This is a genomic window from Bacillus sp. CH30_1T (assembly GCF_008364765.1).
Taxonomy (GTDB): domain Bacteria; phylum Bacillota; class Bacilli; order Bacillales; family Bacillaceae_B; genus Rossellomorea.
In genome coordinates this window covers 416,485-440,729 of the sequence record NZ_VTUY01000001.1, presented here as the reverse complement: position 1 = coordinate 440,729, position 24,245 = coordinate 416,485, and the positions used below count along the sequence as shown (strand labels likewise).

Here is a 24,245-nt window from a genome sequence, read left to right as displayed (position 1 = left end):
CGTTTGCAAGTGTTTACACCCATCTTTCTATCGTATGCGAAAGAATGGAAAAGTATTTGTTTCGTGCACGACGAAAATGAACGTTCTGTGGCATCGAAACAAGAAACATAGCGAACCACTGGGCAACTATACTATAATGATTGAAGCAATACTCCAGATAAAAAAGGGGGAAGAAACAGTGCCGTGGAATGTCCTTTTATTACGAATGTCCGCCATCTATGGGTTTATTGGAGCATTTCTTGGGTCTCATATGGCAGGAGCCGGATCGTATGCGTTTAAGCCCATTCATGCTCATATTTTAGTTGTCGGCTGGTTAAGCTTATTTGCGTATTCATCCTATTATCGTTCCTATCAAGTGCCGAAATCTTCAAAACTGGCATTTGCACATGTTTGGACTGCGATCATCGGTTCGATAGGATTAACCGTTGGAATGTGGATGTACAACTTAAATCCATTCAACCTGCCAGGAAGCTTCACGATGCTCTTCTATATAGTAGGAGGAAGCACGTTATTACTCAGCTTTTTCTTATTCGTGTTCATGACATTTAAATATAGTGAGAGTAAGAAGTAGGAAATGGGAGGCTGGGACAAAAGATTTTTATCCTAAGTCAAACCCGAACAAATCTGCTTCTTAGTGTGCAGATTTGTTCGGGTTTATTATTTATTTTCGAATCATTTGATTTTAGCTGTTTCCAGCGGTTGATTGGAGTGCAAGACGAAGACTCCTGCGGGAAAGTAGCTTATGTGAGACCCCGCAGGCTTGCCGAGGAGGCTCACGGGCTACCCGCGGAAAGCGTAGTCTTGCACGGAAATCAATAGCGGTATTAAGAACCTACACTTCTATTGTTCGTCTTTTTATCCTGGTTTTTTAGTTTTGTCCCAGCCTCTTTTTGGTTTGAGTTATGAGTGATTTGTGGATAAATTGTACCTGGTACATATCGTGTGAAATGTACCAGGTGGAATCTGAACTCTACTCCATCCCAACAAAAAACTCCTCCCATCGAAATGGAGAGGAGTTTTGATACCTAGGTGGAAGCTTCATCCTGCTGCTGCTCTTGAAATAAGAACCGATAGTCCATCGGGTTTTGGATCAAATCGGCCAGGGTGTATTCATCAAGGACAGAGAGGTAGGCGTTTAACGCTTTTCCGAGTACATGCTTTAGTCCACAGACTGGAGTGATAACGCAGCTGTTGTTTTTGGCGTCAAAGCATTCGACAAGATGGAAGTCTTCTTCTGTGGTCCGGACAAGCTTTCCGATATTTATATCTTCTGGGGATTGTGCTAGTTTTATACCGCCGTTTCTGCCGCGGATCGTTTCAATCAAACCGTTTTTCCCCAGTTCATACGTCACTTTCATCAGGTGATTCTTTGAGATGCTGTAGGCATCAGCGATTTCTTTTATATTAGAGAGTTCCTCTTTTGGTTTTGATGCCAGAAAGATTAGGACTCTCAGTGAGTAGTCAGTGTATAAAGTTAGTCTCATTTATCTCACCTTTCCGATCCGATACATTTATTATACAGAAGGATGCACGTTTGTGTCTAAATGTGGCTGTTTTGTTAAAGATGTATTTTGTATATTGCTTTATAGCAAAAAGAGAAGTACTCTAAAGATGTATTTAAAATATATCTTTAGAGGTGACCAACATGCTATCTCAAAAAACCATTGAAATCGTGAAGTCAACTGCGCCTGTGTTAGAAGTCAAAGGAACGGAAATTACGTCCACTTTTTATAGAAATTTATTTACTAATCATCCGGAATTACTAAATATTTTCAATCATGCCAATCAGAAAAAGGGAAGACAACAAACCGCATTAGCCAATACGGTATATGCAGCTGCACAGAATATCGATAAGCTCGAGATGATTCTGCCGGTTGTAAAGCAAATCGCTCACAAGCATAGAAGTTTAGGCGTTAAGCCTGAGCATTATCCGATCGTTGGCGAGCATTTACTTCAAGCCATCAAGCAAGTTCTTGGAGACGCAGCGACAGATGAGATCATTGAAGCATGGGGAGAAGCATACGGTGTCATCGCCGGGGTATTTATTGATGTAGAAGAAGAGATGTACAAAGAAACGGAGAATATAGACGCCGGATACAGAGACTTTAAACCGTTTATCGTTACAAAAAAGGTAGTGGAAAGCGATTGTATAACCTCTTTCTATCTTCAACCAAAAGAAGGGGGCAATGTCCCAACCTACATGCCGGGTCAATATATTTCTGTACGGGTGACCATCCCTGGTGAAGAGTTCACCCATATTCGTCAGTACAGTATATCAAGCGCGCCAATGGTGAATCTCTTCAGAATTTCTGTTAAAAGAGAAGCAGAATTTGATCCTCAAGGGAAGGTGTCAAATTTCTTACATGACAAAGCAGCCGTAGGAAGTGAGATTGAAGTCAGTGCACCGGCAGGGGATTTCTATTTAGCGGACGCCGAATCACCTGTTGCTTTTATAAGTGGAGGTGTCGGGATCACTCCTATGATGAGTATGCTTGAAATGGTAGCGAGAACGAAGCCGGAACGCCCAACTGCCTTTATTCATGCGAGTAAACATGAAGGGGTACATGCCTTTAGAAAAGATGTCGACGGTTTAATGCAAGAATTAATGAACGGGGAAGCGTGCTATGTTTACGAAAATCCCCGTGACGAATCTCAAAGTCATTTTAAAGGATATGTGAACAAAGAAATCCTTTCACAATATGTGGATGAAGATACGGAATGCTATGTGTGTGGGCCGGTACCATTTATGAAAGCTGTCATCACAACGTTGAAAGAAATGGGAGTTCCAGAATCTAACATTCACTTCGAGTTCTTTGGACCAGCGATGGATATATCGAAGAAGGAAACTGTGAGTGTGTAAAAAGCGGTTCGGAAATTGGATTTGAAAATAAAATCGAAAAGTTAAAAATAAAAGTGATGAAATTGAGAATAAACTAAGTTTTCATCCCTTTCACATCTTGATTTGCCCCGATTTCAGCCAATCAAACAGAAAAACGCCAGGATATCCTGGCGTTTCTTGTATTTACAGACGATGCTCGTCCTCATCCACCCGGTTTTTAAACGCTTCCTGGGTCACAATCAGTTCTTCATCCCCGGCTGGGTCTTCCGAGTGTTTTCCCTCGGGTGCACTATACTGAGGGAAGTTGCCTGGATGTCCTTTTTTCTTTGATTCGAACGATTTTCCACGTGCCATGTCAGCCACTCCTTTTCATCCGTGATACAGGTAGTTTTTCCAGCTCATACGAAAATATGTGAAGAGGAATTGTCAGAAAATAGACGTATCTTAAGCATTCAAACCTGGAGTCTTTTGGATATACTATTGGTAACAAGTGGCGAGTGATCGATTCGTCTGAGACCAGCAACGACCACTATAATTTGGAGTAGGAGGGGTAGAATTGGATTTTTCGATGATCATGTCCGAGCAAAGGATTAAGAAGGCTTATGAGGATGGCGACTTTAAAGAGCTGCCGGGTTTTGGTAAACCGCTTAATTTAGACGATGATTTAGGAGTGCCCCAGGAGTTGAAGATGGCCCATCGGATGATGAAAAATGCAGGGTTTACAACGGATGAAATGAATGTGAAAAAAGAAATGATGCGCATTGAAGATTTGTTAAGGGTATGTGATGATGACCTTGAGAAGCAGGAGCTGAAAAAAAGTCTGAGTGAAAACATGCTCAAATACAACGCGATGCTTTCAAAGAAAAGAATTAAAACGAATGGTTCTTTATTTAAAAATTATGAGCATAAAATAGAAAATAAGCTCCTGAGATAATGAAAACACCACTTTCGACAAGGAAAGTGGTGTTTCTTTATTTCTTCTCGGGTTCATCTTTAAATAAGAAGAATGAGATCACTCCGGATAAGAGGGCCGCTCCAATGATGATCATGGTTTTGGCTTCGGAAGGAATCTCAGAGTATCCTTTGCCGAGCATCCAATTTGCTACCACGGCTACGATAAACATGATGGGAATCATCATGATGATTCTTCGTTTCAAGGTGCCACATCCTTTAGTACTCTAATGATGCTTTTAGTTTATCATAATTTACACCTCGACACTGCGTTGAATTCGTTCGGTACTTGTGGCGGTTTCTTGAACATATTGAGCAATCATACGGTTATCACCATGAAGGGTTTCAATGGTAGCGCTGATTTCCTCGAGTCCTGCAAAGGTTTGTTGAATGACAGCTGCAAGCTCTTTCGTTGATAGGTCAGCTTCTTCTGTTTGGCCACTTACTTCAGATGCCGTAGAAGTTAAGATTTTGAACTCGTTTGTCAGGGAAGCAAGCTTTTCACGCAGTGTCGTGAAATACTCTGTTACTTCACCGGTTGCCCCGACGTTTTCATCCAGCTTTTCTGAGCTGAGATTCATGATTTCGACTGCAGATGAGTTCACTGAGTTAACGGAAGCAAGATTGTCGTTAATACGAGTGGCAGTGTTTCGTGTAATCTCTGCCAGTTTCCGAATTTCATCGGCTACAATACTGAATCCCCGCCCGGCTTCCCCTGCCCTAGCAGCCTCGATTGATGCATTTAAAGCGAGCAAATTGGTTTGATCCGTAATGTCTTGAATGCTTCCAATGAACGTATTTGTTTCTTCAATTTTACTTGTTAATTCGCTGAACGTTTGACGAAGGCCTTCAATAATATTCTTCAATTCAATCATGTTTTCCTGCAAGTAAGTGACACGTTCACTGCCTGAAACAGCAATGGAATTCGCTTGAGTGGAATGGACAGTGAGATTGTTTGAAAGCTTGGAAACCTCGTCCATTTTACTCATCGTTGTCTCGGAAACGGCAGCAATGTTGTTAATCTGATCGCTTTGTGTGACGCTTCCTGCTGATATTTCATTTACAGCCGTTCTCATTTCATCGTGTGAAACGAGGTGCGTTTGTATCTGCTCGTTGATTTGATGAATGCTTGTAGAGATGGTCGCTAATTCTTTTTGTAGGAAGTTTCGTTGATCTTCTTTTTTCATGGTTTCGCTTTCTGTCATTTTGATAAATTCTTGAAGCTGCTTGAATTGATTGCGGTTCAGGTGGATCACCACTCCAAGGACCGTCCCCAATAGTACATATACAAGCAAAGCCGGAATGAATAATTCTGTGAAAATCGGGTCGTTTACAGGTGCAAGAGCTCCATTTAAGATGAATAAGGCGAGTCCGGACCCGTACCCTATCCCAAAGATCACTGGATTAAAATGAATCGCACTGATGACAGCTAGAAATAATAAGATGACTAATTCGTTTGGATTGGCCCCTTCTAAAAAAAGCCAGATTCCGATGATGACATAAACAGTAGGAATGCTGAAATAAACAAAGGAATTTGGCTTTTTCAACATTAATTGCAACACAATGAAGTATGAGGCAAGAATGATGATCTGTGAAGCGAATACAGTTACGGTAATGATTCCTGACTCATTTATGATGGAATACGTGAGGGCTGCGATCAGGCTGATGGAATATGTGATCAGGAGCAGCAGGTTTTTTCTTTTACTATCGACTTCTTTCAATTGCTTTGGGGTCATGACGGTTCTCTCCTTTAATATAAATACCTATATATTACATATATCGACAAAAACAGGTTGTGCTTCATAACGGTTTACGGTAATTTGTGAGAAAATTTTGAACGCTTTTACCTCTCAATAATTAGAAGTTCCATCCGATATTAGTAGTAGACTACGAAGAGTAAGGTGGAGCGATCGATGGATAAGACGTCTTTGATAGGAGTCATTTTAGGATTGATAGCGGTTGGAGTGGGGATGGTTTTCAAAGGAGTAAGCCCTGTTGCCTTGCTTAACCCTGCAGCCATATTGATTATTTTACTTGGAACAGTGGCAGCGGTGACCATTGCTTTCCCAACCCATGAAATTAAAAAAGTACCGAAGCTATTCGGCATACTGTTTAAAGAACAAAAACTGCAGGACCCGAAACAAACGATTCAATTCTTCTCCCAATTGGCAGATCTTGCCCGAAAAGAAGGACTGCTTGCACTCGAGGCCAAAACCCAGGAAGTCGAGGATCTTTTTTTGCGGGACGGACTTTCATTAGCGGTGGATGGACAAAGCGCTGATTATATACGGGATGTGCTGCATGAAGAAATTGATGCCATGGAAGAGAGACATAGTGCAGGGGCGCTCATCTTCACACAAGCGGGGACCTATGCACCGACCCTCGGCGTACTTGGAGCGGTGATTGGACTTATTGCGGCCCTCAGTCACATGGACAATACGGATGAACTTGGTTACGCCATTTCTGCGGCCTTCGTTGCAACGCTTCTCGGTATCTTCACGGGTTACGTTCTTTGGCACCCATTTGCCAACAAGCTGAAGCGCAAGTCAAAGCGTGAAGTGCAGATGAAAATGATGATGGTAGAAGGGATCCTGTCGATCATCGAGGGAGAATCGCCACGGGTGATTGAACAGAAGCTGGCGTCCTACTTACCGGCAAGTGAACGATTATTGTTGTTAAAGGGGGATGAGGATGAGGCGGCGTAAGAAGAAACATGACGACGAGCATATGGACGAGTCCTGGCTGATACCTTACGCGGATTTGCTAACACTGTTACTGGCCCTGTTTATCGTGCTTTATGCGTCAAGTTCAGTGGACGCTCAAAAATTCAGGGAACTCTCCCAGGTGTTTAGTGAAATCTTCACCGGTGGGACCGGAATGATGGAATATCCCAGTCCCGTAGCACCTCAGCAGTCGAGCGATCAAGATAGCAAACAGGCAGCATCTTCAGGGAATAATGAAGAAAAAGAGAAGGAATTAAGTAAGGAAGAGCTTGATAAGCAGGCATTTCTGAAGGATCAGGAAGAGTTAAAGGAAATTCAGGAAAAAATAAATCAGTATATCAAAACGAATAATCTGGAGGTTCAATTCGTTACGAAGCTTACAGATGAAGGATTGCTTCTCACGATACGGGACAATGTGTTATTCGCCTCGGGATCAGCCATTGTCCAAGGAAGTGACCTGAGCGTGGCGGGGGAATTATCTGCGCTGCTTGAAATGAATCCTCCAAGAAACATTATCATTAGCGGTCACACGGACAACGTGCCGATCAGTAATGCGGAATATGACTCCAACTGGGAGCTTAGCGTCATGCGGGCAGTCAATTTTATGAAAATCATTTTGGACAATCCGAAGCTTGATCCCCAGTGGTTCAGTGCAAAAGGATTCGGAGAATTTGAACCGATTGCCGACAACGCAACATCAGAAGGCCGTGGGCAAAACCGACGGGTGGAAGTGTTGATTCTGCCCAGGATATCAGAATAAGAAACAGGATCTGCAGTCCGAAGTTGGCTGCAGATTTTTTTATTGGTCAGAAGTTGCCGTATTTCCGGGGAAATGAACGGGTTTTGTCGAATGAATGGTCTTTGGTTATAAGCCAAAAAAATCCTCATCCTTTCCCATTTTAAACAAAATGTTTCACACCATCAAATTTAGGGAAAAGTTTGAAAAACCATTTAGAAGTTGTGGCTAATTTTTCAGGAAAAGGGGTCTCATTTAAGAGAACAAAGGCATTATACATACGTTTGCACGATCATTTACGTCTGCCCCAATCAAGAATTCCAAACCTTAGCCACTGCCTCTACTAAAAAGGAGGAGCACGATTGGATACGTTTTTTGACATCATAGGTAAAGTTTCGGCATGGTTATGGGGGCCTCCATTAATCATTGTCCTGGGTGCAACGGGTTTGTACTTAACATTTTTATTGAAATTCATACAATTTCGCTATCCTCTGTACATATTTAAGCAAACGATAGGAAGCGTTTTTAAGAAGCCAAAAGGCGAAGGAACGGTGACGCCGTTGCAGGCCTTGACGTCGGCTCTATCATCCACCATCGGGGCAGCGAATATTGTCGGGGTACCGGCAGCGATCATGTTTGGTGGGCCGGGAGCTATTTTCTGGATGTGGATGATTGCCTTAATTGGAATGGCCCTTAAGTTTTCCGAGAGTGTACTTGCGGTCCGCTATCGTGAAAAGAACGAAAAGGGAGAATATGTGGGCGGTCCCATGTATTACATGACGAAAGGGTTAAATATGAGATGGCTCGGTGTATGGTTTGCCTTTGCCCTTATGATCGAGCTGATTCCAAGTGTGATGGTGCAGGGGAATGCTGTGGCATCCACGGTAGAAGAAACATTTAATGTAGATGGACTTATCACGGGCATTGTCGTTGCCCTCATCGTTGTATTAATCGTATTTGGTGGAATAAAGCGTATTGGTAAAGTGACGGAAATCTTTGTACCGTTCATGGCTCTGATCTATGTAGGAAGCGCATTGGTCATTTTATTTATGAACATTGACGCTGTTCCGGAATTCTTCAGTCTGATTCTGTCGAACGCATTTCAACCCATGTCTGCAATGGGTGGGTTCGCCGGGGTAGCAGTTGCTGAGACGATCCGTTGGGGATTTGCCCGAGGGTTATATTCCAATGAGGCAGGACTAGGAACGGCACCGATTGCCCATGCGGCGGCACAAACCGATCATCCCGTCAGGCAGGGGCTATGGGCAATCGTTGGAATCGTGATTGATACGATCATCATTTGTACAGCAACGGCCTTCGTAGTATTATCTTCAGGGGTCTGGACTGCTGAGAATGCATTGGATGATCCTTCAGCACTAACAACAGAAGCTTTCTCTAGTTATTTCGGGGAATTTGGTGGAATCCTAGTTACGATTTCATTGATTTTCTTCGTATTATCGACGATTATCGTCATCGTCTTTTATGGAGCAAAGCAGGCAGAATTTCTATTTGGCTACAAAGCAGCACAAGGGATCAAGATTGTTTATACGGTTGCGATTGTGCTTGGTTCAGTTGGTGCAGCAAAAGTCATTTGGCAATTCCTTGACTTAGCCCTTGCAGCGATTTTAATTCCGAATATCATTGCAGTTCTTCTTTTAAGTAAAGAAGTGAAGAGGCTTACACATGAATTTTTTACCTCGGATGATTATTACTTGAAAGACACTGGCAAAATAAAAGAAAAGAAAATATCATAGTTCAAAAGACTTGTTTTTCCGAGAGGGAGAGCAAGTCTTTTTTTGTGAAATTCTGGCTGTATTGCGTATTTCGACCCGCATTTCAGTTGTGGATGATTATGGAATTAGTGATAATCATTTTCAATTAGTTGTTGACTCTACTTGAAACCTTATTGTAATATAGGTTTGTATTAATTGATAATGATTTTCAGTATCAATGATATTCAGTGAAAATCAATGAAAGTTTTGGGGATAGTCATGAAACAACGTTACCTTTTTATTACGCTCATCTTGATGTCACTCCTGTCTTTATTTGTAGGAGTGAGCCATATTACACCGATGGATTTACTTAAATTTCAATCCGAAGAGACACAGATTTTTCTCATCAGTAGATTACCGAGATTGCTGGCGATCTTACTTGCTGGTGCGGGAATGAGCATTGCAGGTTTGATCATGCAAAGCTTGAGTCGAAACAAGTTCGTATCCCCTACGACAGTGGGAACCATAGATGCTGCCAGGCTTGGGATCCTTGTATCGATGATTGTGTTTGTGAATGCCTCAATACTTGAGAAGATGATTGTTGCCTTTGCATTTGCGTTAGCCGGCACGCTGCTTTTTATGCAAATACTCGATCGGATCAAGTTCAAGGATGCAGTCTTTATCCCCCTCGTCGGGTTGATGCTTGGGAATGTGTTATCTTCGGTGACGACGTTTTTTGCCTACAAGGCAAATGTGATTCAAAATATGGCGGCTTGGCTGCAGGGTGATTTCTCATTAATCATGAAAGGTCGATATGAACTTTTATACATAAGCATTCCCATTATGATCATTGCTTATCTTTATGCGAATCGATTTACTGTCGCCGGGATGGGGGAGGACTTCTCAAAAAACCTCGGTGTTTCTTATCGCAGAATAGTGAATATCGGTCTCGTGCTGGTTGCGCTCATTACGGTGACAGTCGTATTGACCGTCGGGATGATTCCATTCCTGGGATTAATCATACCCAATATCGTTTCCATCTTTAAAGGAGATCACTTACAGAAGACACTACCTCATACCGCCATACTTGGAGCCATCTTCCTTCTTGTCTGTGATATTTTGGGTAGGGTCATCATCTACCCTTATGAAATTTCGATCAGTCTAATGGTTGGGGTCATCGGCAGTGCCATCTTCTTATACCTGCTGGTTAGGAGGAAGGCATATGCGTAATCGTTGGAAAATGCTTATTTTACTAGGGATTTCTCTATTATTCTGTGGTGTTTATTTATTTTACGAGCTAAATGGAAGCTATGATTATGCACTGCCTCGACGGGGGATGAAGGTGCTTGCCATGGTCATTACGGGAGTCGCGATCGCCTATTCAACGGTCGTGTTTCAAACGATCACACATAATCGGATTTTAACACCGAGTATTATGGGGCTTGATTCTCTTTATCTTCTTCTACAAACAGTAATTATCTTTTTCCTGGGATCGGATCACATACTTGTCATAAACAAGAATATAAACTTCTTATTATCCGTTACAGCTATGATTGTATTTGCTCTTATCCTGTATCAATTATTATTCCGTCATAGTAATCAACCAATCTACTTTTTATTGTTGATCGGAATCATCGTGGGTACATTCTTTGGAAGCATCACCACATTCCTGCAAGTGTTGATTGATCCCAATGAATTTTTAATGGTTCAGGATAAGATGTTTGCGAGTTTCAATAACATTAATGCAGATCTGGTTTGGCTTGCCCTTATCATAGTCACCATCGTGATGATGATTGGCTGGAGAAAGATCCATTACCTGGATGTCATGTCATTGGGAAGGGAAATGTCCATTAATCTGGGTGTACCTTATGATCGAATGGTGCGTCGTATGCTGGTGATTGCGTCTGTACTCATTGCTGTTTCAACCGCCCTGGTCGGGCCGATTACCTTTTTCGGTTTGATCGTGGCGAACTTAGCTTATCAATTTTTTCGGACCTACAAACACAGCATTTTCATTACCGGTGCGAGCTTGATGAGTGTCATTGCCCTCGTTGGCGGACAGTGGATGGTAGAACGGATCTTCACGTTTTCAACAACTCTAAGCGTGATTGTCAACTTCATCGGAGGAATGTACTTTATATATCTTTTGTTAAAGGAGAGTAAAGCCAAATGATACACATTCGAGGGCTGTCCAAGTATTACGGGAAAAAGCTAGTCGTTGAAGACGTAACCGTCACGATTCAGCCTGGTCAAATCACTTCGTTCATTGGACCGAATGGTGCCGGGAAGTCGACCCTTTTATCAATGGTAAGCCGTTTGCTCGATTCAGATAGTGGTGAAGTCATACTGGATCAGGACGATCTCAGGAAAATGAATTCGGATGATCTTGCCAAAAGAGTCGCGATATTAAAGCAATCCAACTTTCTTAACGTCCGTTTGACTGTGAGGGAACTGGTATCGTTTGGACGATTTCCTTATTCGAAAGGCCGATTAACCGAAGAAGATGAGAGGGCAGTTAACCAGTCGCTGGACTATATGAATCTGGCGGACTTAGAGGGGAATTACCTAGAAGAATTATCCGGGGGGCAAAGGCAGCGGGCTTTCATTGCTATGGTCATCGCCCAGGATACCGATTATATTCTCCTGGATGAACCCCTGAATAACCTGGACATGAAGCATTCGGTCCAAATTATGAAGATTCTGCGCAGATTAGTAGATGACCTGGGAAAGACGGTCGTCATAGTCCTGCATGACATTAATTTTGCCTCTGTGTATTCAGACAGAATCGTGGCGATGAAAAACGGAAAGGTCATTAGAGAAGGTTCAACAGATACAATCATACAAACCCAAACATTAAAGGAAATCTATGATATGGATATTCCTGTGCAACAGATGAATGACAATCGGATTTGTGTTTATTTCAATTCATAAAAAAAGAGGAGAAAAGAAAATGAAAAAATGGTCATTTATAACAATATTACTTACAGTCTTACTGGTATTGGCAGCGTGCGGTTCCAAGGAAGAATCAACGACAGAAGCGAAGAAATCCGGTGGAAATGAAGAAACAAAAGAAATCACAGTAAAGCATGAACTTGGAGAAACGAAAGTTAAACAAAACCCTGAAAAGGTAGTCGTGTTTGATTTCGGTGTCCTTGATACGTTAGATGAACTTGGAGTGGAAGTAGCGGGAGTACCGCAAGCAACCATTCCTCCATACCTGGAAAAGTACAGCAGCTCAGACTATACGAACGTAGGAAGTTTGAAAGAGGCGGATTTTGAAGCGATCAGCTCGATGAAGCCGGATGTGATTTTCATCTCTGCACGCCAATCGGAAATGTATGAAGAATTCGCAAAAATCGCTCCGACTGTGTATGTTCAAACGGATTACACAAATTACATGGAATCGTTCACAAGCAACATGGAAACCATTGCAGAAATCTTTGATAAAGAAGATGAAATGAAGAAGGAATTAGAGGATGTTCAAGCGGAGGTCGAAGGCATTAAAGAGAAGACTGGAAGCCTTGATGACAAAGCATTGATCTTGATGGGGAATGAAGGAGAAGTAAGTGCATACGGACCGGGATCACGTTTTGGAATTCTTCACGATGTATTTGGATTCAAGCCTTCTGATGAAAACATAGAAGAATCCACTCATGGACAAAATGTGACGTTTGAATATGTATTGGAACAAAACCCTGATGTACTGTTTGTGATCGACCGTGATGCTGCATTTGATCCAAACGCAAGCGTCAAAGATTCAATTGAAAACGAACTGGTACAAAAGACGAACGCCTACAAAAAGGAAAAAATCGTGTATCTGAATGGTGGCCCATGGTACCTTTCAGGAGGCGGACTTCAATCGATGAAACAAATGGTTGAAGATGCGAAGGCAGGTTTATAATATGTTTTATCAAATAAAGAGACTGGTAGTGAAAGAGGGAACATCATCAAAAGTGGTTGAAAGGTTTTCTGGTGAGGGATTAATTGAAAAACAGCCAGGGTTTATCGACTTAAAGGTCCTCGTCAAAAAAGTACGCCGCGGCGACGAGGAAGTGATTGTCATGATTCAATGGGAATCGGAAGCGGATTGGAAAAATTGGGAGAAGAGCCCTGAGCATATTGCAGGTCATAAAGCGAGTGCAGGCAAGCCTAAACCCGATCATATTCTAGAATCGAGTCAACATGTTTATGAGGTAAAAGCAAATAAATAATGAAAAGAAGTGTCCTGAGTTATATCGGGACGCTTTTTCATTTATTTTCCTTCTTGTCTAAGTTTAAACAAAAGTTTAGAATATTAACAAAAGTTATTTTTCTTTATAGGGGTGGGAGCTTGTGAACGAAAAAGAAAAGCTTTTGTTAGCTTATATTGAAGATAATCCGTTTATGACTCAACAGGAATTGTCCGAGCGAAGCGGGATGTCACGATCAGCGGTAGCAGGGTATATTTCGAATCTGGTGAAGCAGGGGAAGATCCTGGGACGTGCGTATGTTCTTCCAAAGAAAAACGGGATCACGTGCATCGGGGGAGCAAATATCGACCGGAAGCTTCAGTTGGACGGTAAGTTTATTCCTGAAACCTCAAACCCTGCGAGAACAAAGCAATCCAGTGGCGGCGTGGCACGCAATATTGCCGAAAACTTAGGCAGGTTAGGAAAACAAGCCAATTTGATAACGGTTGTAGGAGAAGATACGGAAGGAAGCTGGCTTTTATCTCAAACGAAATCGTTTGCCGATGTATCTGCATCCCAGCGACTACTAAATGAAAGCACCGGGGCATACTCCGCCATATTGGACGAGGAAGGGGAAATGCTGTTTGCCCTGGCTGATATGAACATTTATGAAAGCGTTGACATTGGCTTTGTTGATAAGAGGTGGGGAATGATTTCTTCATCGGAAATGGTGCTGCTGGACACCAATTTTCCAGAGGATGTGCTAAAGTATACCATCCGCAGATGCCAAATGGAGGGAGTGCCGCTTACGATCATCCCGGTTTCCGAACCGAAAGTGTTGAAGCTGCCAACATCATTAGAAGGGGTATCCTGGTTCATATGTAACAAAGGGGAAGCGGAAACGTATTTAGGAATGACGATTGAGACAGAGGGTGACTATTTTAAAGCGGCCAAAGCCATCACTCAAAGAGGGGCGGAAAGGGTCGTGATTACCCGGGGAGATCAGGGGTTAATCTATTACACTACTTATAAAGAAGCGAGAGCCGTTTTACCTCCCAAGGTTGAAGTCGCTGATGTGACCGGTGCTGGAGATGCCCTTGTCGCGGGAATATTATACGGTTATTTAAAAGGATCCGATACAGACGGAGCCTGCCGGATCGGAGTGATCTGCTCGTCCATTACGCTGAAATCTAAATTTACGGTAGCACCTACGCTGAACAAGACCAAGCTTCAACAAGAGTTTAGTCATTATTACTGAATAGGGGGAAATGTACGTGAATATCAACTCATATATGGAATACTCGCAGGAAGTATCAGAAGCCAGAAAGACAGGAAAGGCGATTGTGGCATTGGAATCAACGATTATTTCTCATGGAATGCCTTATCCACAAAATGTGAAAACCGCCCGAGAAGTGGAGGATATCATTCGTTCAAAGGGGGCAGTGCCGGCTACGATTGCCATCTTAAACGGTAAAATCAAGATTGGATTGTCTCATGAAGAGCTTGAATATTTAGGACAGGCGACGGATGTGATCAAGGCAAGCCGCCGCGACATCCCTTATATCCTTGCTTCAAAAAAGGACGGAGCGACTACGGTTGCTGCTACGATGATTTGCGCCGAGCTTGCTGATATTTCCGTTTTCGTGACAGGAGGCATTGGTGGTGTTCACAGAAATGCAGAAGTGACGATGGATGTTTCGGCGGATCTTGAAGAACTTGCCGAGACGAACGTGGCCGTTGTCTGCGCAGGGGCAAAATCCATTCTGGATATAGGCTTGACGATGGAATACCTGGAAACGAAAGGAGTACCTGTTTTAGGATACGGTTTGGATTCCTTACCGGCCTTTTACACACGAAGCAGTCCTTTTTCAGTGAACTATAAAGTTGACACACCCGAGGAGACGGCAAATATATTAAAAGCGAAATGGGATCTTGGACTAAAGGGTGGCGTGGTGGTAGCGAACCCGATCCCTGCCCAGGATGCGCTGGATGAAAACGAGATGAATAGTATCATAGAAAGAGCATTAAACGAAGCAGTAGAACAAGGGATTGCCGGAAAGGAAGCAACGCCATTCCTCCTGGGGAAAGTAAAAGAACTAACAGACGGAAAGAGCCTTACAGCGAATATCGCACTTGTAAAGAACAATGCTCTTGTAGGGGCGGACATTGCGGTTCATTTTGCAAAGCTTGCTAAGGTAGAAACCTTCTAATCTTGTGAAAAGTAGTGAAACCTGGGCAGATGGTATGCCCGGGTTTTTTATATGAAATATATTGACCGTTTATATGTTTGAAGAGGTAGGGTAAAATGGTGGTAAATAACGTTACGAAAAAGGAAGGTACTATGGCTGATATGCAACCCTATCATGCATTGAGTGTTGATTCGATTCCAGTCCCGGCTGCAATAATAGATGTGAAAGGCCAATCTTTCATAGAAGAGAATGAAGAATGGAAAGGATTGACCCTGCAAGAAGATAATCTTCTTCAGAGAATGTTAGAAGAAAAGAATTGTTCCATTCGCTTAAATCATTATAACTACACTGTTAAACGTAAACAGATGGATGAACAAAAAGAATTAGTGATGATTGTTCCAGAGGCCTGTGGAGAGAAGCACGTTTCTCATGATTATTCGAATAACTCCCGCTCGGCCATATATGAGTCTCTTATTTTTAACACCCCGACTTGTGTATGTATCCTTGATAACAAAGGGAAAGTAGTGGAGATGAATCAATCCTTTCAGGAGCTGTTTCATATTTCAGATACCGTTCTGGGTGAGTCTCTGTGCAATCAAACACCCCTTCAGAATCAATTCTTTATCACTTTAGTGATGAACGGAATAAGGGGAGTGAATACAACCGGGGAAGAAGTAACCTTCATAATGAATGAGAAACGGAAGATTACATGCAATATTACAATCTCCCCGGCCAATTACAAAAGTGATGGAGCTGTAGACAGTGTCGGAATCATCCTTCACGACATCACGGAGAAGAAAAACTATGAAAACGAACTGGTCTCATTGAAAGCGGAACTTGAGAACACGCTTCGGCTCCAAAAGACGATCACCTATAAGATTAATAAGAGAGACAATGAATTTGTGATCGAAATGGCGGCAGGGGAGCTATTGAAAAAATTAAACCTGACTCCATCAAAGGTGATTGGCAAAACCATTGAAGAAGTATTTGATTCCCATCATTTGGGGAAAATCCAGCCTAAACTTAAGCGTATATGGGAAACAGGGGAAGAGTTGACGTATGAGGATGAATACAAGGATTTAGAATATATCGCCTCCATCGTTCCAGTGGTACAAGAGGGGAAAGTAGCGGAAATCATCTGCTCCATCTCAGATATTTCCCTGATCAAAGATATTCAGAGAAAACTCATCGAAAGCGAACAAAAGTATAAGTCGATTGTGAAATATAGCCCTGATAATATTTATATGGTTGATACAAAGGGGATCATCCAGGAAGTGAACCCCGCTGTGAAAAAGCAATGGAATCATATCTCTTCCTATATGATTGGCAGTCACTTCAGTGAATTCATAGCAGAAAGCAGCCGTCAAACAGCCGTCAATCACTTTAAAGTCGCCCTTAATGGAGAAGCTTCAAGATTTGTCACCACCTTCGAAAATGGAGAAGGTGGCAAAAGCCATGTAGCGGTCACCAACATCCCGATCCGGGTCAAGAACAAGGTCATCGGAATTTATGGATTTGGACAGGACATCACAGAGAAATTGAAGATGGAAGAAGAACTAAAGGAAGCGAAAGAATTACTGGAAGCGTACTTCGAGCATGCCGGAGATGGGATTGTCCTTTTAGATCCAGAGGGTAGCGTATTAAAGGTCAATCAGCAGTTTGAATCGATGTTCGGTTGGAATAAGGATGAAATTACAGGACGAAAAATCACCTTTATTCACCAAGAAGAACAGGTAGGACAATTCAAACAGAATTTAATGACGATCAAGGCAGGGAAGCGAATAAAGGATTATGAAACGGTGCGGTACCGAAAAGACGGAACGCCGATCGAAATTGCCTTTAATATGAACCCGATCTTAAATGACGATGGAAATCTGATCGGTATTTCAGCCATCATCAGGGACTTATCCGAGAAGAAGCGAAATGAAGACTTACTGAAGAAATCAGAACAATTAGCGATGATCGGACAGCTTGCAGCAGGAGTGGCCCATGAAATCAGAAATCCGCTGACGACACTGAAAGGTTTCCTTCAACTGATGAAAGAAAATGCGAAAGATGACTTTTACTTAGGGGTCATCCAGGGAGAACTTGATCGAATCGAAATCATCACCAATGAATTTCTGGCTTTGGCGAAACCAAGAGCCGTACAATTTTCCCTGACATCCTTAACGACCCTGTTAACAAGCTCTGTCGAATTCATTAAGATGGAATGCCTGAAGCAAGGAGTCGATGTGAGGTTCTCTGTGGAAAAAGCGGAAATTTATTGTGATTCCCATCAAATGAAACAGGTCATTTTAAACGTCATGAAAAATGCCCTGGAAGCCATGCCGAGTGGGGGTCTCCTAAGTGTTCAACTAGAAAAAGAAAATGGTTATGCGAAAATCTCCATCCAGGACAACGGAAATGGAATCCCACCGGAGCGCATGAAGCATTTAGGAGAACCGTTCTATAGCACGAAAGAAAAAGGGACTGGTCTCGGATTGATGATCTGCCAAAAAATCATCAAAGAGCACCACGGCTCACTATCGATTCAAAGTAATGTAACGGAGGGAACGACCGTCACGATCTTGCTGCCGAGTGCAAATGAAAAATAGTAGAAACTCCATGATGAGAGGGAACTCTTGTTGTGGAGTTTTTTAATTTCCACGGCTATTGTCGAATTGCCTTCAGGGAATAATCCGACAAAAAATGTAAAATTCAGAGAGGATTGAATCATGAAATGCTGATATTTTCCGGGAAATAGTACATTCTACAAATTTCTTATTTCTCTTTTCGTTTTTAAGAACCTGTCTATTCATGGCGGTTGGATGGAGCACATCGCCAAGTTTCAACATACTGGAAAAAGGTTAAAGAGAGAGAAAGAGGTGAGGAGAAATGAAGACGAACGTCTTTATTAGTGGTGGAGGAATTGGCGGTCTGACACTCGGCTTGAAATTAGCACAGTGCAATATAGACGTAACGGTTGTGGAACGGTTACCAGGTCCAGGTTCCGTATACAAAGGCGAACTCCTCCAGCCGAAAAGCCTGGAAATATTTGATTCTCTTGAGGTCATTGACTCCGTATTTGAAAACGGCCATATCATTTCCGAATTGGAACTCATTGAATTGAAAAATGCGAAATCAAAAGCGGACAACTCCACGATGAGCTATTCGATTCTTCCCAGTCGATATCCTTATTCACTTATGATTCATCATGAAACGTTAAAGGAGATTCTACGAAAAAAAGGGCAGGAGTATCCAACATTTCATTATCGATCGAATACAATCTGTAAAAAAATAGAAGGTCATACCGTGATCATCGAGGATCGCGAGACGAAAGAGGCTCAAGAGATTCATAGTGATTTCATTATCGGGGCGGAAGGAAGAAGCTCTGTCACCCGTGACTATATGGAAGTGGATGTGAAGGAGAAAAAGTACAACCATCATTTCTTAACGGTGACATTTCCACGGCCCAAGGAAATGGTGAAGGGACGTATCATTTCTACATATCAATCATTCCTGGGTCTGTTCCCGTTACCAAACGATGAAGTACGATCGGTTTATCTCATTCCAGCAGGGGAATATAAAACGCTCAGGAAAAAATCAATTTCAGAGTTTCATAAGCTTTATATCCAAATGTGTCCGGATCTCGATGGGTACGTGAACAAAATTGAGGACTGGAAGAAAATCCAGCTGATGGTTCCATTGAAATATCATGCGGATACCTACGTGAAAGACCATCTTGCCCTGATTGGAGATGCGGTCCACACGGTTCACCCCATGGCAGGAGAAGGAATGAATATGGCGATACAGGATGGGAGTATTCTTGGAGAATTGCTGTGTGATATGTATTCTGCCGGTAAATTAGATCCGGTTAATCTGATTTGGTACCCAAAGGTCCGGAAAAGAAGGGTTGCTCATCAAATGCACCTCAGTCATTTATCAGCCCTCGTATACTCGTATCCGTATCGCCCGGTTGGCTGGCTGAGGAATAAGAGCCTTCAGCGTATGGAAAGGGACTCGATCTCCCATTATAAGCAGATGCTGAACATATCCGGTCTCGGCATGTGGAGAGAAACCCTTTACGACCGGATGGTCCAGGGGGGAGTGCTCCCAATCAGAAAGGATTCGTTAACAGAAGAAGAAAAATTCAACACAAAATTTACGGAAGTCCAGGATTATCCCTGGAAAGGAAAGGAGGCACTACAATGATCGGAGAAATGGTGAAAGTATGGCGGGCAAGAACTTGGATGAAAAAGAATGTGCCATTTCTGTACAGCTGGCATGCTTATGTAGGGTATGAAATGGATCTGTTTGACAGTTTTACAAAGCCTGCCTCCATTCAAGAAGTTGCGCTTGCTAAAAATATCGAAATGGACCTCCTCGAACAGTGGGTGGAGGTCGGCATCACCATTAAGCATATGAAGCGGGTGGAGGATGAGAAAGTCACAACAAGGAACCGCTGGAAGCTGCCCACTTCAAAGAGAGACCCACACTCATCAGGTATTTTGTTGAAAGAAATGATGGAGCTGCACATACCTGCCTTGTTGTCGTATCCTCAATTATTGCGCAATCAAACGAAGCAGCATTTCAACTCGGATGTCCATGGATCGACTGTAGCGAAAACGTCCATATTATTAGAACGCTTTGCCTTTCCGAAGGTGCAGAAGGCGATAAAAAAATACAATGTGAATTCTATACTGGACTTAGGCTGTGGTGAAGGCGGGTATGTGAAAAGAATAGGAAATCACCATCCTGATAAGAGAATGTTAGGGGTCGAGATTCATGAGGCCGTTGCAAAGGCTGCAGAAGAGTCGCTCAGTGACTATGAAAATATTGAAATCCTTTGTAAGGACCTTCATGAATATGAGCCGGGACAGCTATTCGACATGATCATGGCCAATAATCTCTTTCACTATATCGATCCATCAGAGCGCCTGCCATTTTTCGAAAAAGCATCGACGTGGCTTGAAAAAGAAGGATTGTTCTTTGTTCTGACCCCTATGCAAAAGTCAAAGCACGGGCAGCAGTTTTCCAGCGCCTTCAACAGCTTCTTCATGACATTTCAGAACCTGTATCCAATTCCGTCGCAGAAGGAGATGGAGACATTGGCCGGTAAAACAAATTTCAAAGTGGAGTCCGTCGAACCGATCGTGAAAGAAGGGGGATGGTATGTAATGATATTCAGGAAGAACTGACCCTTGTAGCGGGGATTGGTTTTTTTGTTTGGGTATGTGGTGTTGGCGTGTGTGGCAGAGGTGTATGTCGGTTCGTGTCGTTTTTCCTAAGTCGATAATAAATGGGGAAAAGTCGATAATATAATCTGAAACTCGATAATAAAAAGTTTCGCATCCGCTTTGAAGTACCGCATCAATACACATTTGTCCCTTTCCCGAACCAATATCAAACTCGAATAATAAAAAACACCGTTGAGGGTGCAATTCTTAAGGCAAATCAATCAAAATAATTCAGCAGTTGAATATCGAGTATATTTTAACAGTCGAATTCCGTTTGATAATCAACTGTTAAATATCAAGCGAAATTCAACAGTCAAAATATTCACCTACCGCACACATCCGTCACAATTATTTTCATTAAAAAGGGTAATCAGCCATCATTTTAGGGTAAAAATAGAAAGATGATTACAATTGTGGAGGAGAGTCAATTGAGAAGACAAGATGTATATGATTGTATCGGTATTGGGATTGGTCCGTACAATTTAAGTTTGGCGGCGTTGATGGAGGAGAAGACGGATCTGAAGGTGAAGTTTTTTGATCAGACTCCGGAGTTTCAGTGGCATCCGGGGATGTTGATAAATCTGACGGATCTGCAGGTGCCGTTTATTGCGGATTTGGTCACGTTTGCCAATCCACAGAGCCGGTATAGTTATTTGAATTATTTACATACCCATAATCGTTTATATAAATTTTTCTTTTTTCAAAAATTTGAAATGCCGAGGCAGGAGTACAATGATTATGCCCGCTGGGTAGTGAGTCAGCTTAGCTGCTGTCAATTCCATAGTGAAGTGATCGGGGTCACGGATGAAGGCGACTGCTATAAGGTTGTGATCGATAACAGATTGACCGATGAGCGTGAGATCTATTATGCGAAGCATGTGGTGATGGGCACGGGAAGCAAGCCGTTGATTTTAGACGGAATGGATGGTCTGCCGGATGGGGACGTCCATCATACGAGTAAGTATCTGTTCCATAAAAACACGACGATGGAAGGTTCCTCGATTACGATTGTCGGGTCCGGGCAAAGTGCTGCCGAGGTGTTCTTTGTCCTTTTAAAAGAACAGAAGGATCATTCCTATCAGTTGACATGGCTGACCCGTTCCGAAGGGATTTTACAGCTCGAGTCGTCGAAGCTGGGACAGGAATTCTTTGCCCCTGACTATGTGGATTATTTTCATGGACTCACGTATGAGAAGCGGGTGGATGCATTACAAACGTTGGATCAGCTCAGAAACGGGATCGATCCGGATACACTCAATAATATTTACAACATCCTTTATAACCATTCTGTCAGTGATAGCTCTCCGGACATTACGATCCAGCCATTGACGGAGGTGAATAAGATCCGGAAAGAGGAGGATCAGTACGTCCTGAATTGCCGACAATGGCAGAAGGATCGTGACTTCTCATACCAAACGGATAAGGTGATTCTAGCGACGGGTTATAAGCCGAATATTCCCAAATGGTTTTTTGATGAGTTCGAGGACAAAATCGTCTGGGAAGATGACAAGATGTATAAAGTCTCCCGGAATTATAAGCTGGAATTTAAAGAGAAACCGGATCGGGATCACCATTACTACACGGTAACAAACCTTGAGCATTCTCACGGTGCCGGGGCTACGAACCTGGGATTAGCTGTTGATCGAAATATTCAAATCATTAATGACATCGTAGGTGAGGAAGTATATAAAGTGCAGCGGAATACGATCTTTTCTCAATTCACGATGGATAAATAAGGGGGGCGTGTTTGAATTTATGCACAAAGGGTAAAGGACATGTGTGATAAAAAAACAAACGATAACTAGGAGTGTTTCAATTTTATGGCTAAAATAGCAACGTTAATAACAGACATGTTTGAAGACGTAGAATTTACAGATCCTGAAAAAGCGTTTAAAGAAGCGGGTCACGAAGTTGTGACGATTGAAAAAGAAAAAGGAAAATCAGTGAAAGGGAAGCAGGGCGATGCAACGGTGAAGATCGATGAGAGCATCGATGACGTCAATCCTGCAGACTTTGATGCCCTATTATTACCAGGCGGTTTCTCTCCGGATCAGCTGCGTGCAGATGACCGTTTTGTGAAATTCACGAAGCATTTCATGGATGAGAAGAAACCGGTATTTGCGATTTGCCATGGTCCACAATTATTAATCACGGCAAAAGCACTGGAAGGACGAAAAGCGACAGGCTTCAAGTCCATTAAAGTAGATATGGAATATGCAGGTGTGACGTACGAAGATAAAGAAGTCGTCGTATGCGGCAACCAGCTTGTGACAAGCAGGACACCGGATGATCTTCCGGCATTCAACCGTGAATCACTGGCGCTCCTTTCTAAATAGGACAAGTAAATGAAAGGGGACATTCCCCAAGGTATTTTGTACCTTTGAGGGAATGTCCCCTTTTACGTATTATTTACGCAGGTTACCCATTTCTTCAATGATCGCAGTCATTTCACTCGGGCTGAATCTGTCCTTGCGATCGACCATTACATAAAGGTCGTGAAGATCTTCATACATTTCTTCATTGAAATCTTCAGGCTTTACGGCACCGGCATTGACTATTTTTAATTTTTCTTTAATGACAGTGACCATGAATTCAATATTTTCCGTTGTGTTTTGTGATAAATCCATATGGAATCGTCCTTTCTAACGTGCATTCATTACATTTATCTTTCCATGATTCCTTCACCCTGTCAACATAACTTCCACCTGAGAAGGATTTTTTTCGGAGAATGTTTTACACTATTAAGGAATGGGAAATGAGTAGGTAAGTTAAAACGTAAGGAGAGGCGCGTTCATGGTATCTGTGTTGTTTGTATGTTTGGGAAATATTTGCCGGTCTCCTATGGCGGAGGGGATCTTCAGGGCAAAGGTAAAAGAGAAGAACCTGGGTGGGATGATTGAGGTTGACTCTGCAGGCACAGGAGATTGGCATGTTGGGAAGAAACCTCATGAAGGAACTTTAGCCATTCTTAGAGAAAATAGTATAAAGAGTGAAGGCTTGCTGGCGCGACAATTTCAAGGTGAAGATAAGAAATATGATTACATCGTGGCCATGGACACTTCAAATGAACATAACCTCAAGAAGATCCTGGATAGTGATCACCACGGAAAGGTGTTCAAGCTCCTGGACCTAGTGGAAGAATGCAGGGAGAAAGATGTTCCCGATCCATACTACACGGGGAATTTTCAAGAAGTGTATGATTTAGTGGAGTCCGGCTGCAGCCAATTATTAGAAAAAATAAAAAAGGACAATCATTTGAAGGAGGGTAATACATATGGGAAGCAATAAATTTTTCAAAGGGGTTTTGTTAGGTGCCGTAGCAGGGGGGCTTCTTTCCCTGCTGGATAGAACGACCCGTCAGGAAATGGGGGCTTCTTTAAAGAACAGCGGGAATTATATTTCAACGTACTCAAAAAATCCTCAAAGACTGGTCGAATCATCGAAGGAAGTGTATGAGAAATTCCGTACGACAGCCGATCAGGTCAGCAGGGATATTCAATTTATCAGTGAAAAAGTAGATGAAATCAAAGGGATGACTCCACAGGTGAAAGAAATCATCGAGGAGACGAAAGAGACCTTTGAAGACTCTTCAGAAGCATATAAGGATACGTTTTCAGAGCGGGAGACATCAAATGAACTAACAGCTCAGGATGAAGAGAGTCAACCAATTGCGTCTTCATTTAAAGGGTATTAACGAAACGGGGTGAGAA

At 42.5% G+C, this 24,245-nt stretch carries 25 protein-coding genes; 20 read left to right on the top strand and 5 right to left on the bottom strand.

What is annotated here, in order from left to right:
• The first annotated feature begins 178 nt into the window (after nt 1-178).
• Entirely contained in the window at nt 179-571 is a 393-nt protein-coding gene (locus F0342_RS02035) for a hypothetical protein (protein WP_395940632.1), read from the top strand.
• A gap of 454 nt (nt 572-1,025) precedes the next feature.
• On the opposite strand, the gene F0342_RS02030 is transcribed toward F0342_RS02035, so the two are convergent.
• Nucleotides 1,026-1,484, bottom strand: coding sequence for an RrF2 family transcriptional regulator (locus F0342_RS02030; RefSeq protein WP_149154385.1), 459 nt, complete (start codon nt 1,482-1,484; stop codon nt 1,026-1,028).
• A 161-nt stretch (nt 1,485-1,645) separates the two neighbouring features.
• Between F0342_RS02030 and hmpA the strand changes: the two genes are divergently transcribed.
• A complete protein-coding gene (gene hmpA, locus F0342_RS02025; RefSeq protein ID WP_149154384.1) occupies nt 1,646-2,860 on the top strand; it encodes an NO-inducible flavohemoprotein in 1,215 nt (404 codons plus the stop codon).
• Between the two features lie 162 nt (nt 2,861-3,022).
• Here the strand turns inward: hmpA and F0342_RS24620 are convergent, their stop codons facing one another.
• Complete coding sequence (locus F0342_RS24620; RefSeq protein WP_188048363.1) at nt 3,023-3,193, bottom strand: hypothetical protein; 171 nt, start codon at nt 3,191-3,193, stop codon at nt 3,023-3,025.
• Between the two features lie 202 nt (nt 3,194-3,395).
• Here F0342_RS24620 and F0342_RS02020 point away from each other — a divergent pair, with 202 nt between their 5' ends.
• The gene (locus F0342_RS02020; RefSeq protein WP_149154383.1) at nt 3,396-3,773 is read left to right on the top strand and encodes a DnaJ family domain-containing protein; all 378 of its coding nucleotides are present in this window, start codon (nt 3,396-3,398) and stop codon (nt 3,771-3,773) included.
• A gap of 37 nt (nt 3,774-3,810) precedes the next feature.
• On the opposite strand, the gene F0342_RS02015 is transcribed toward F0342_RS02020, so the two are convergent.
• Both F0342_RS02015 and F0342_RS25675 read right to left on the bottom strand, forming a co-directional pair.
• Entirely contained in the window at nt 3,811-3,996 is a 186-nt protein-coding gene (locus F0342_RS02015; protein WP_148967385.1) for a histidine kinase, read from the bottom strand.
• Between the two features lie 48 nt (nt 3,997-4,044).
• A complete protein-coding gene (locus tag F0342_RS25675; protein WP_395940653.1) occupies nt 4,045-4,665 on the bottom strand; it encodes a methyl-accepting chemotaxis protein in 621 nt (206 codons plus the stop codon).
• Nucleotides 4,666-5,703: 1,038 nt separating this feature from the next.
• Between F0342_RS25675 and motA the strand changes: the two genes are divergently transcribed.
• The 15 genes from motA to F0342_RS01935 all read left to right on the top strand — a co-directional run bounded on the left by motA (nt 5,704) and on the right by F0342_RS01935 (nt 22,871).
• Nucleotides 5,704-6,495: a flagellar motor stator protein MotA gene (gene motA, locus F0342_RS02005; RefSeq protein WP_149154381.1), complete on the top strand. Its 792-nt coding sequence runs from the start codon at nt 5,704-5,706 to the stop codon at nt 6,493-6,495.
• A complete protein-coding gene (motB, locus tag F0342_RS02000) occupies nt 6,482-7,273 on the top strand; it encodes a flagellar motor protein MotB (protein WP_395940629.1) in 792 nt (263 codons plus the stop codon). Before motA ends, motB begins: the two co-directional genes overlap by 14 nt.
• 338 nt (nt 7,274-7,611) lie before the next feature.
• Entirely contained in the window at nt 7,612-9,003 is a 1,392-nt protein-coding gene (locus tag F0342_RS01995; protein WP_149154379.1) for an alanine/glycine:cation symporter family protein, read from the top strand.
• Nucleotides 9,004-9,240: 237 nt separating this feature from the next.
• Nucleotides 9,241-10,191 carry an ABC transporter permease gene (locus tag F0342_RS01990; protein WP_149154378.1) on the top strand — a complete coding sequence of 317 codons (951 nt, stop codon included), beginning with the start codon at nt 9,241-9,243 and terminating at the stop codon, nt 10,189-10,191.
• Nucleotides 10,184-11,134 (top strand): iron chelate uptake ABC transporter family permease subunit, encoded by a 951-nt coding sequence (locus F0342_RS01985; protein WP_149154377.1) that lies wholly within the window; start codon nt 10,184-10,186, stop codon nt 11,132-11,134. The genes F0342_RS01990 and F0342_RS01985 overlap by 8 nt, the downstream gene beginning before the upstream one ends.
• Nucleotides 11,131-11,892 (top strand): iron ABC transporter ATP-binding protein, encoded by a 762-nt coding sequence (locus F0342_RS01980; RefSeq protein ID WP_149154376.1) that lies wholly within the window; start codon nt 11,131-11,133, stop codon nt 11,890-11,892. Before F0342_RS01985 ends, F0342_RS01980 begins: the two co-directional genes overlap by 4 nt.
• Before the next feature lie 19 nt (nt 11,893-11,911).
• The gene (locus F0342_RS01975) at nt 11,912-12,862 is read left to right on the top strand and encodes a siderophore ABC transporter substrate-binding protein (RefSeq protein WP_149154375.1); all 951 of its coding nucleotides are present in this window, start codon (nt 11,912-11,914) and stop codon (nt 12,860-12,862) included.
• A 1-nt stretch (nt 12,863) separates the two neighbouring features.
• Nucleotides 12,864-13,172, top strand: coding sequence for an antibiotic biosynthesis monooxygenase family protein (locus tag F0342_RS01970; RefSeq protein ID WP_149154374.1), 309 nt, complete (start codon nt 12,864-12,866; stop codon nt 13,170-13,172).
• 121 nt (nt 13,173-13,293) lie between these two features.
• A complete protein-coding gene (locus tag F0342_RS01965; protein WP_149154373.1) occupies nt 13,294-14,388 on the top strand; it encodes a carbohydrate kinase in 1,095 nt (364 codons plus the stop codon).
• A gap of 34 nt (nt 14,389-14,422) precedes the next feature.
• Nucleotides 14,423-15,340 (top strand): pseudouridine-5'-phosphate glycosidase, encoded by a 918-nt coding sequence (locus tag F0342_RS01960; RefSeq protein ID WP_188048381.1) that lies wholly within the window; start codon nt 14,423-14,425, stop codon nt 15,338-15,340.
• Between the two features lie 95 nt (nt 15,341-15,435).
• Nucleotides 15,436-17,913 (top strand): PAS domain-containing protein, encoded by a 2,478-nt coding sequence (locus F0342_RS01955; RefSeq protein ID WP_149154371.1) that lies wholly within the window; start codon nt 15,436-15,438, stop codon nt 17,911-17,913.
• A 280-nt stretch (nt 17,914-18,193) separates the two neighbouring features.
• Entirely contained in the window at nt 18,194-19,510 is a 1,317-nt protein-coding gene (locus tag F0342_RS01950; RefSeq protein ID WP_149154370.1) for an FAD-dependent oxidoreductase, read from the top strand.
• A complete protein-coding gene (locus F0342_RS01945) occupies nt 19,507-20,496 on the top strand; it encodes a class I SAM-dependent methyltransferase (protein WP_149154369.1) in 990 nt (329 codons plus the stop codon). The genes F0342_RS01950 and F0342_RS01945 overlap by 4 nt, the downstream gene beginning before the upstream one ends.
• A gap of 440 nt (nt 20,497-20,936) precedes the next feature.
• Complete coding sequence (locus tag F0342_RS01940; RefSeq protein ID WP_149154368.1) at nt 20,937-22,271, top strand: lysine N(6)-hydroxylase/L-ornithine N(5)-oxygenase family protein; 1,335 nt, start codon at nt 20,937-20,939, stop codon at nt 22,269-22,271.
• A gap of 84 nt (nt 22,272-22,355) precedes the next feature.
• A complete protein-coding gene (locus F0342_RS01935; protein ID WP_148967400.1) occupies nt 22,356-22,871 on the top strand; it encodes a type 1 glutamine amidotransferase domain-containing protein in 516 nt (171 codons plus the stop codon).
• Between the two features lie 69 nt (nt 22,872-22,940).
• Here the strand turns inward: F0342_RS01935 and F0342_RS01930 are convergent, their stop codons facing one another.
• Nucleotides 22,941-23,162 (bottom strand): DUF1128 domain-containing protein, encoded by a 222-nt coding sequence (locus tag F0342_RS01930; RefSeq protein WP_149154367.1) that lies wholly within the window; start codon nt 23,160-23,162, stop codon nt 22,941-22,943.
• 166 nt (nt 23,163-23,328) lie between these two features.
• On the opposite strand from F0342_RS01930, the gene F0342_RS01925 reads away from it, so the two are divergent.
• Entirely contained in the window at nt 23,329-23,823 is a 495-nt protein-coding gene (locus F0342_RS01925; RefSeq protein WP_149154366.1) for a low molecular weight protein-tyrosine-phosphatase, read from the top strand.
• Nucleotides 23,810-24,229: a hypothetical protein gene (locus F0342_RS01920; RefSeq protein ID WP_149154365.1), complete on the top strand. Its 420-nt coding sequence runs from the start codon at nt 23,810-23,812 to the stop codon at nt 24,227-24,229. Before F0342_RS01925 ends, F0342_RS01920 begins: the two co-directional genes overlap by 14 nt.
• Nucleotides 24,230-24,245: the final 16 nt, after the last annotated feature.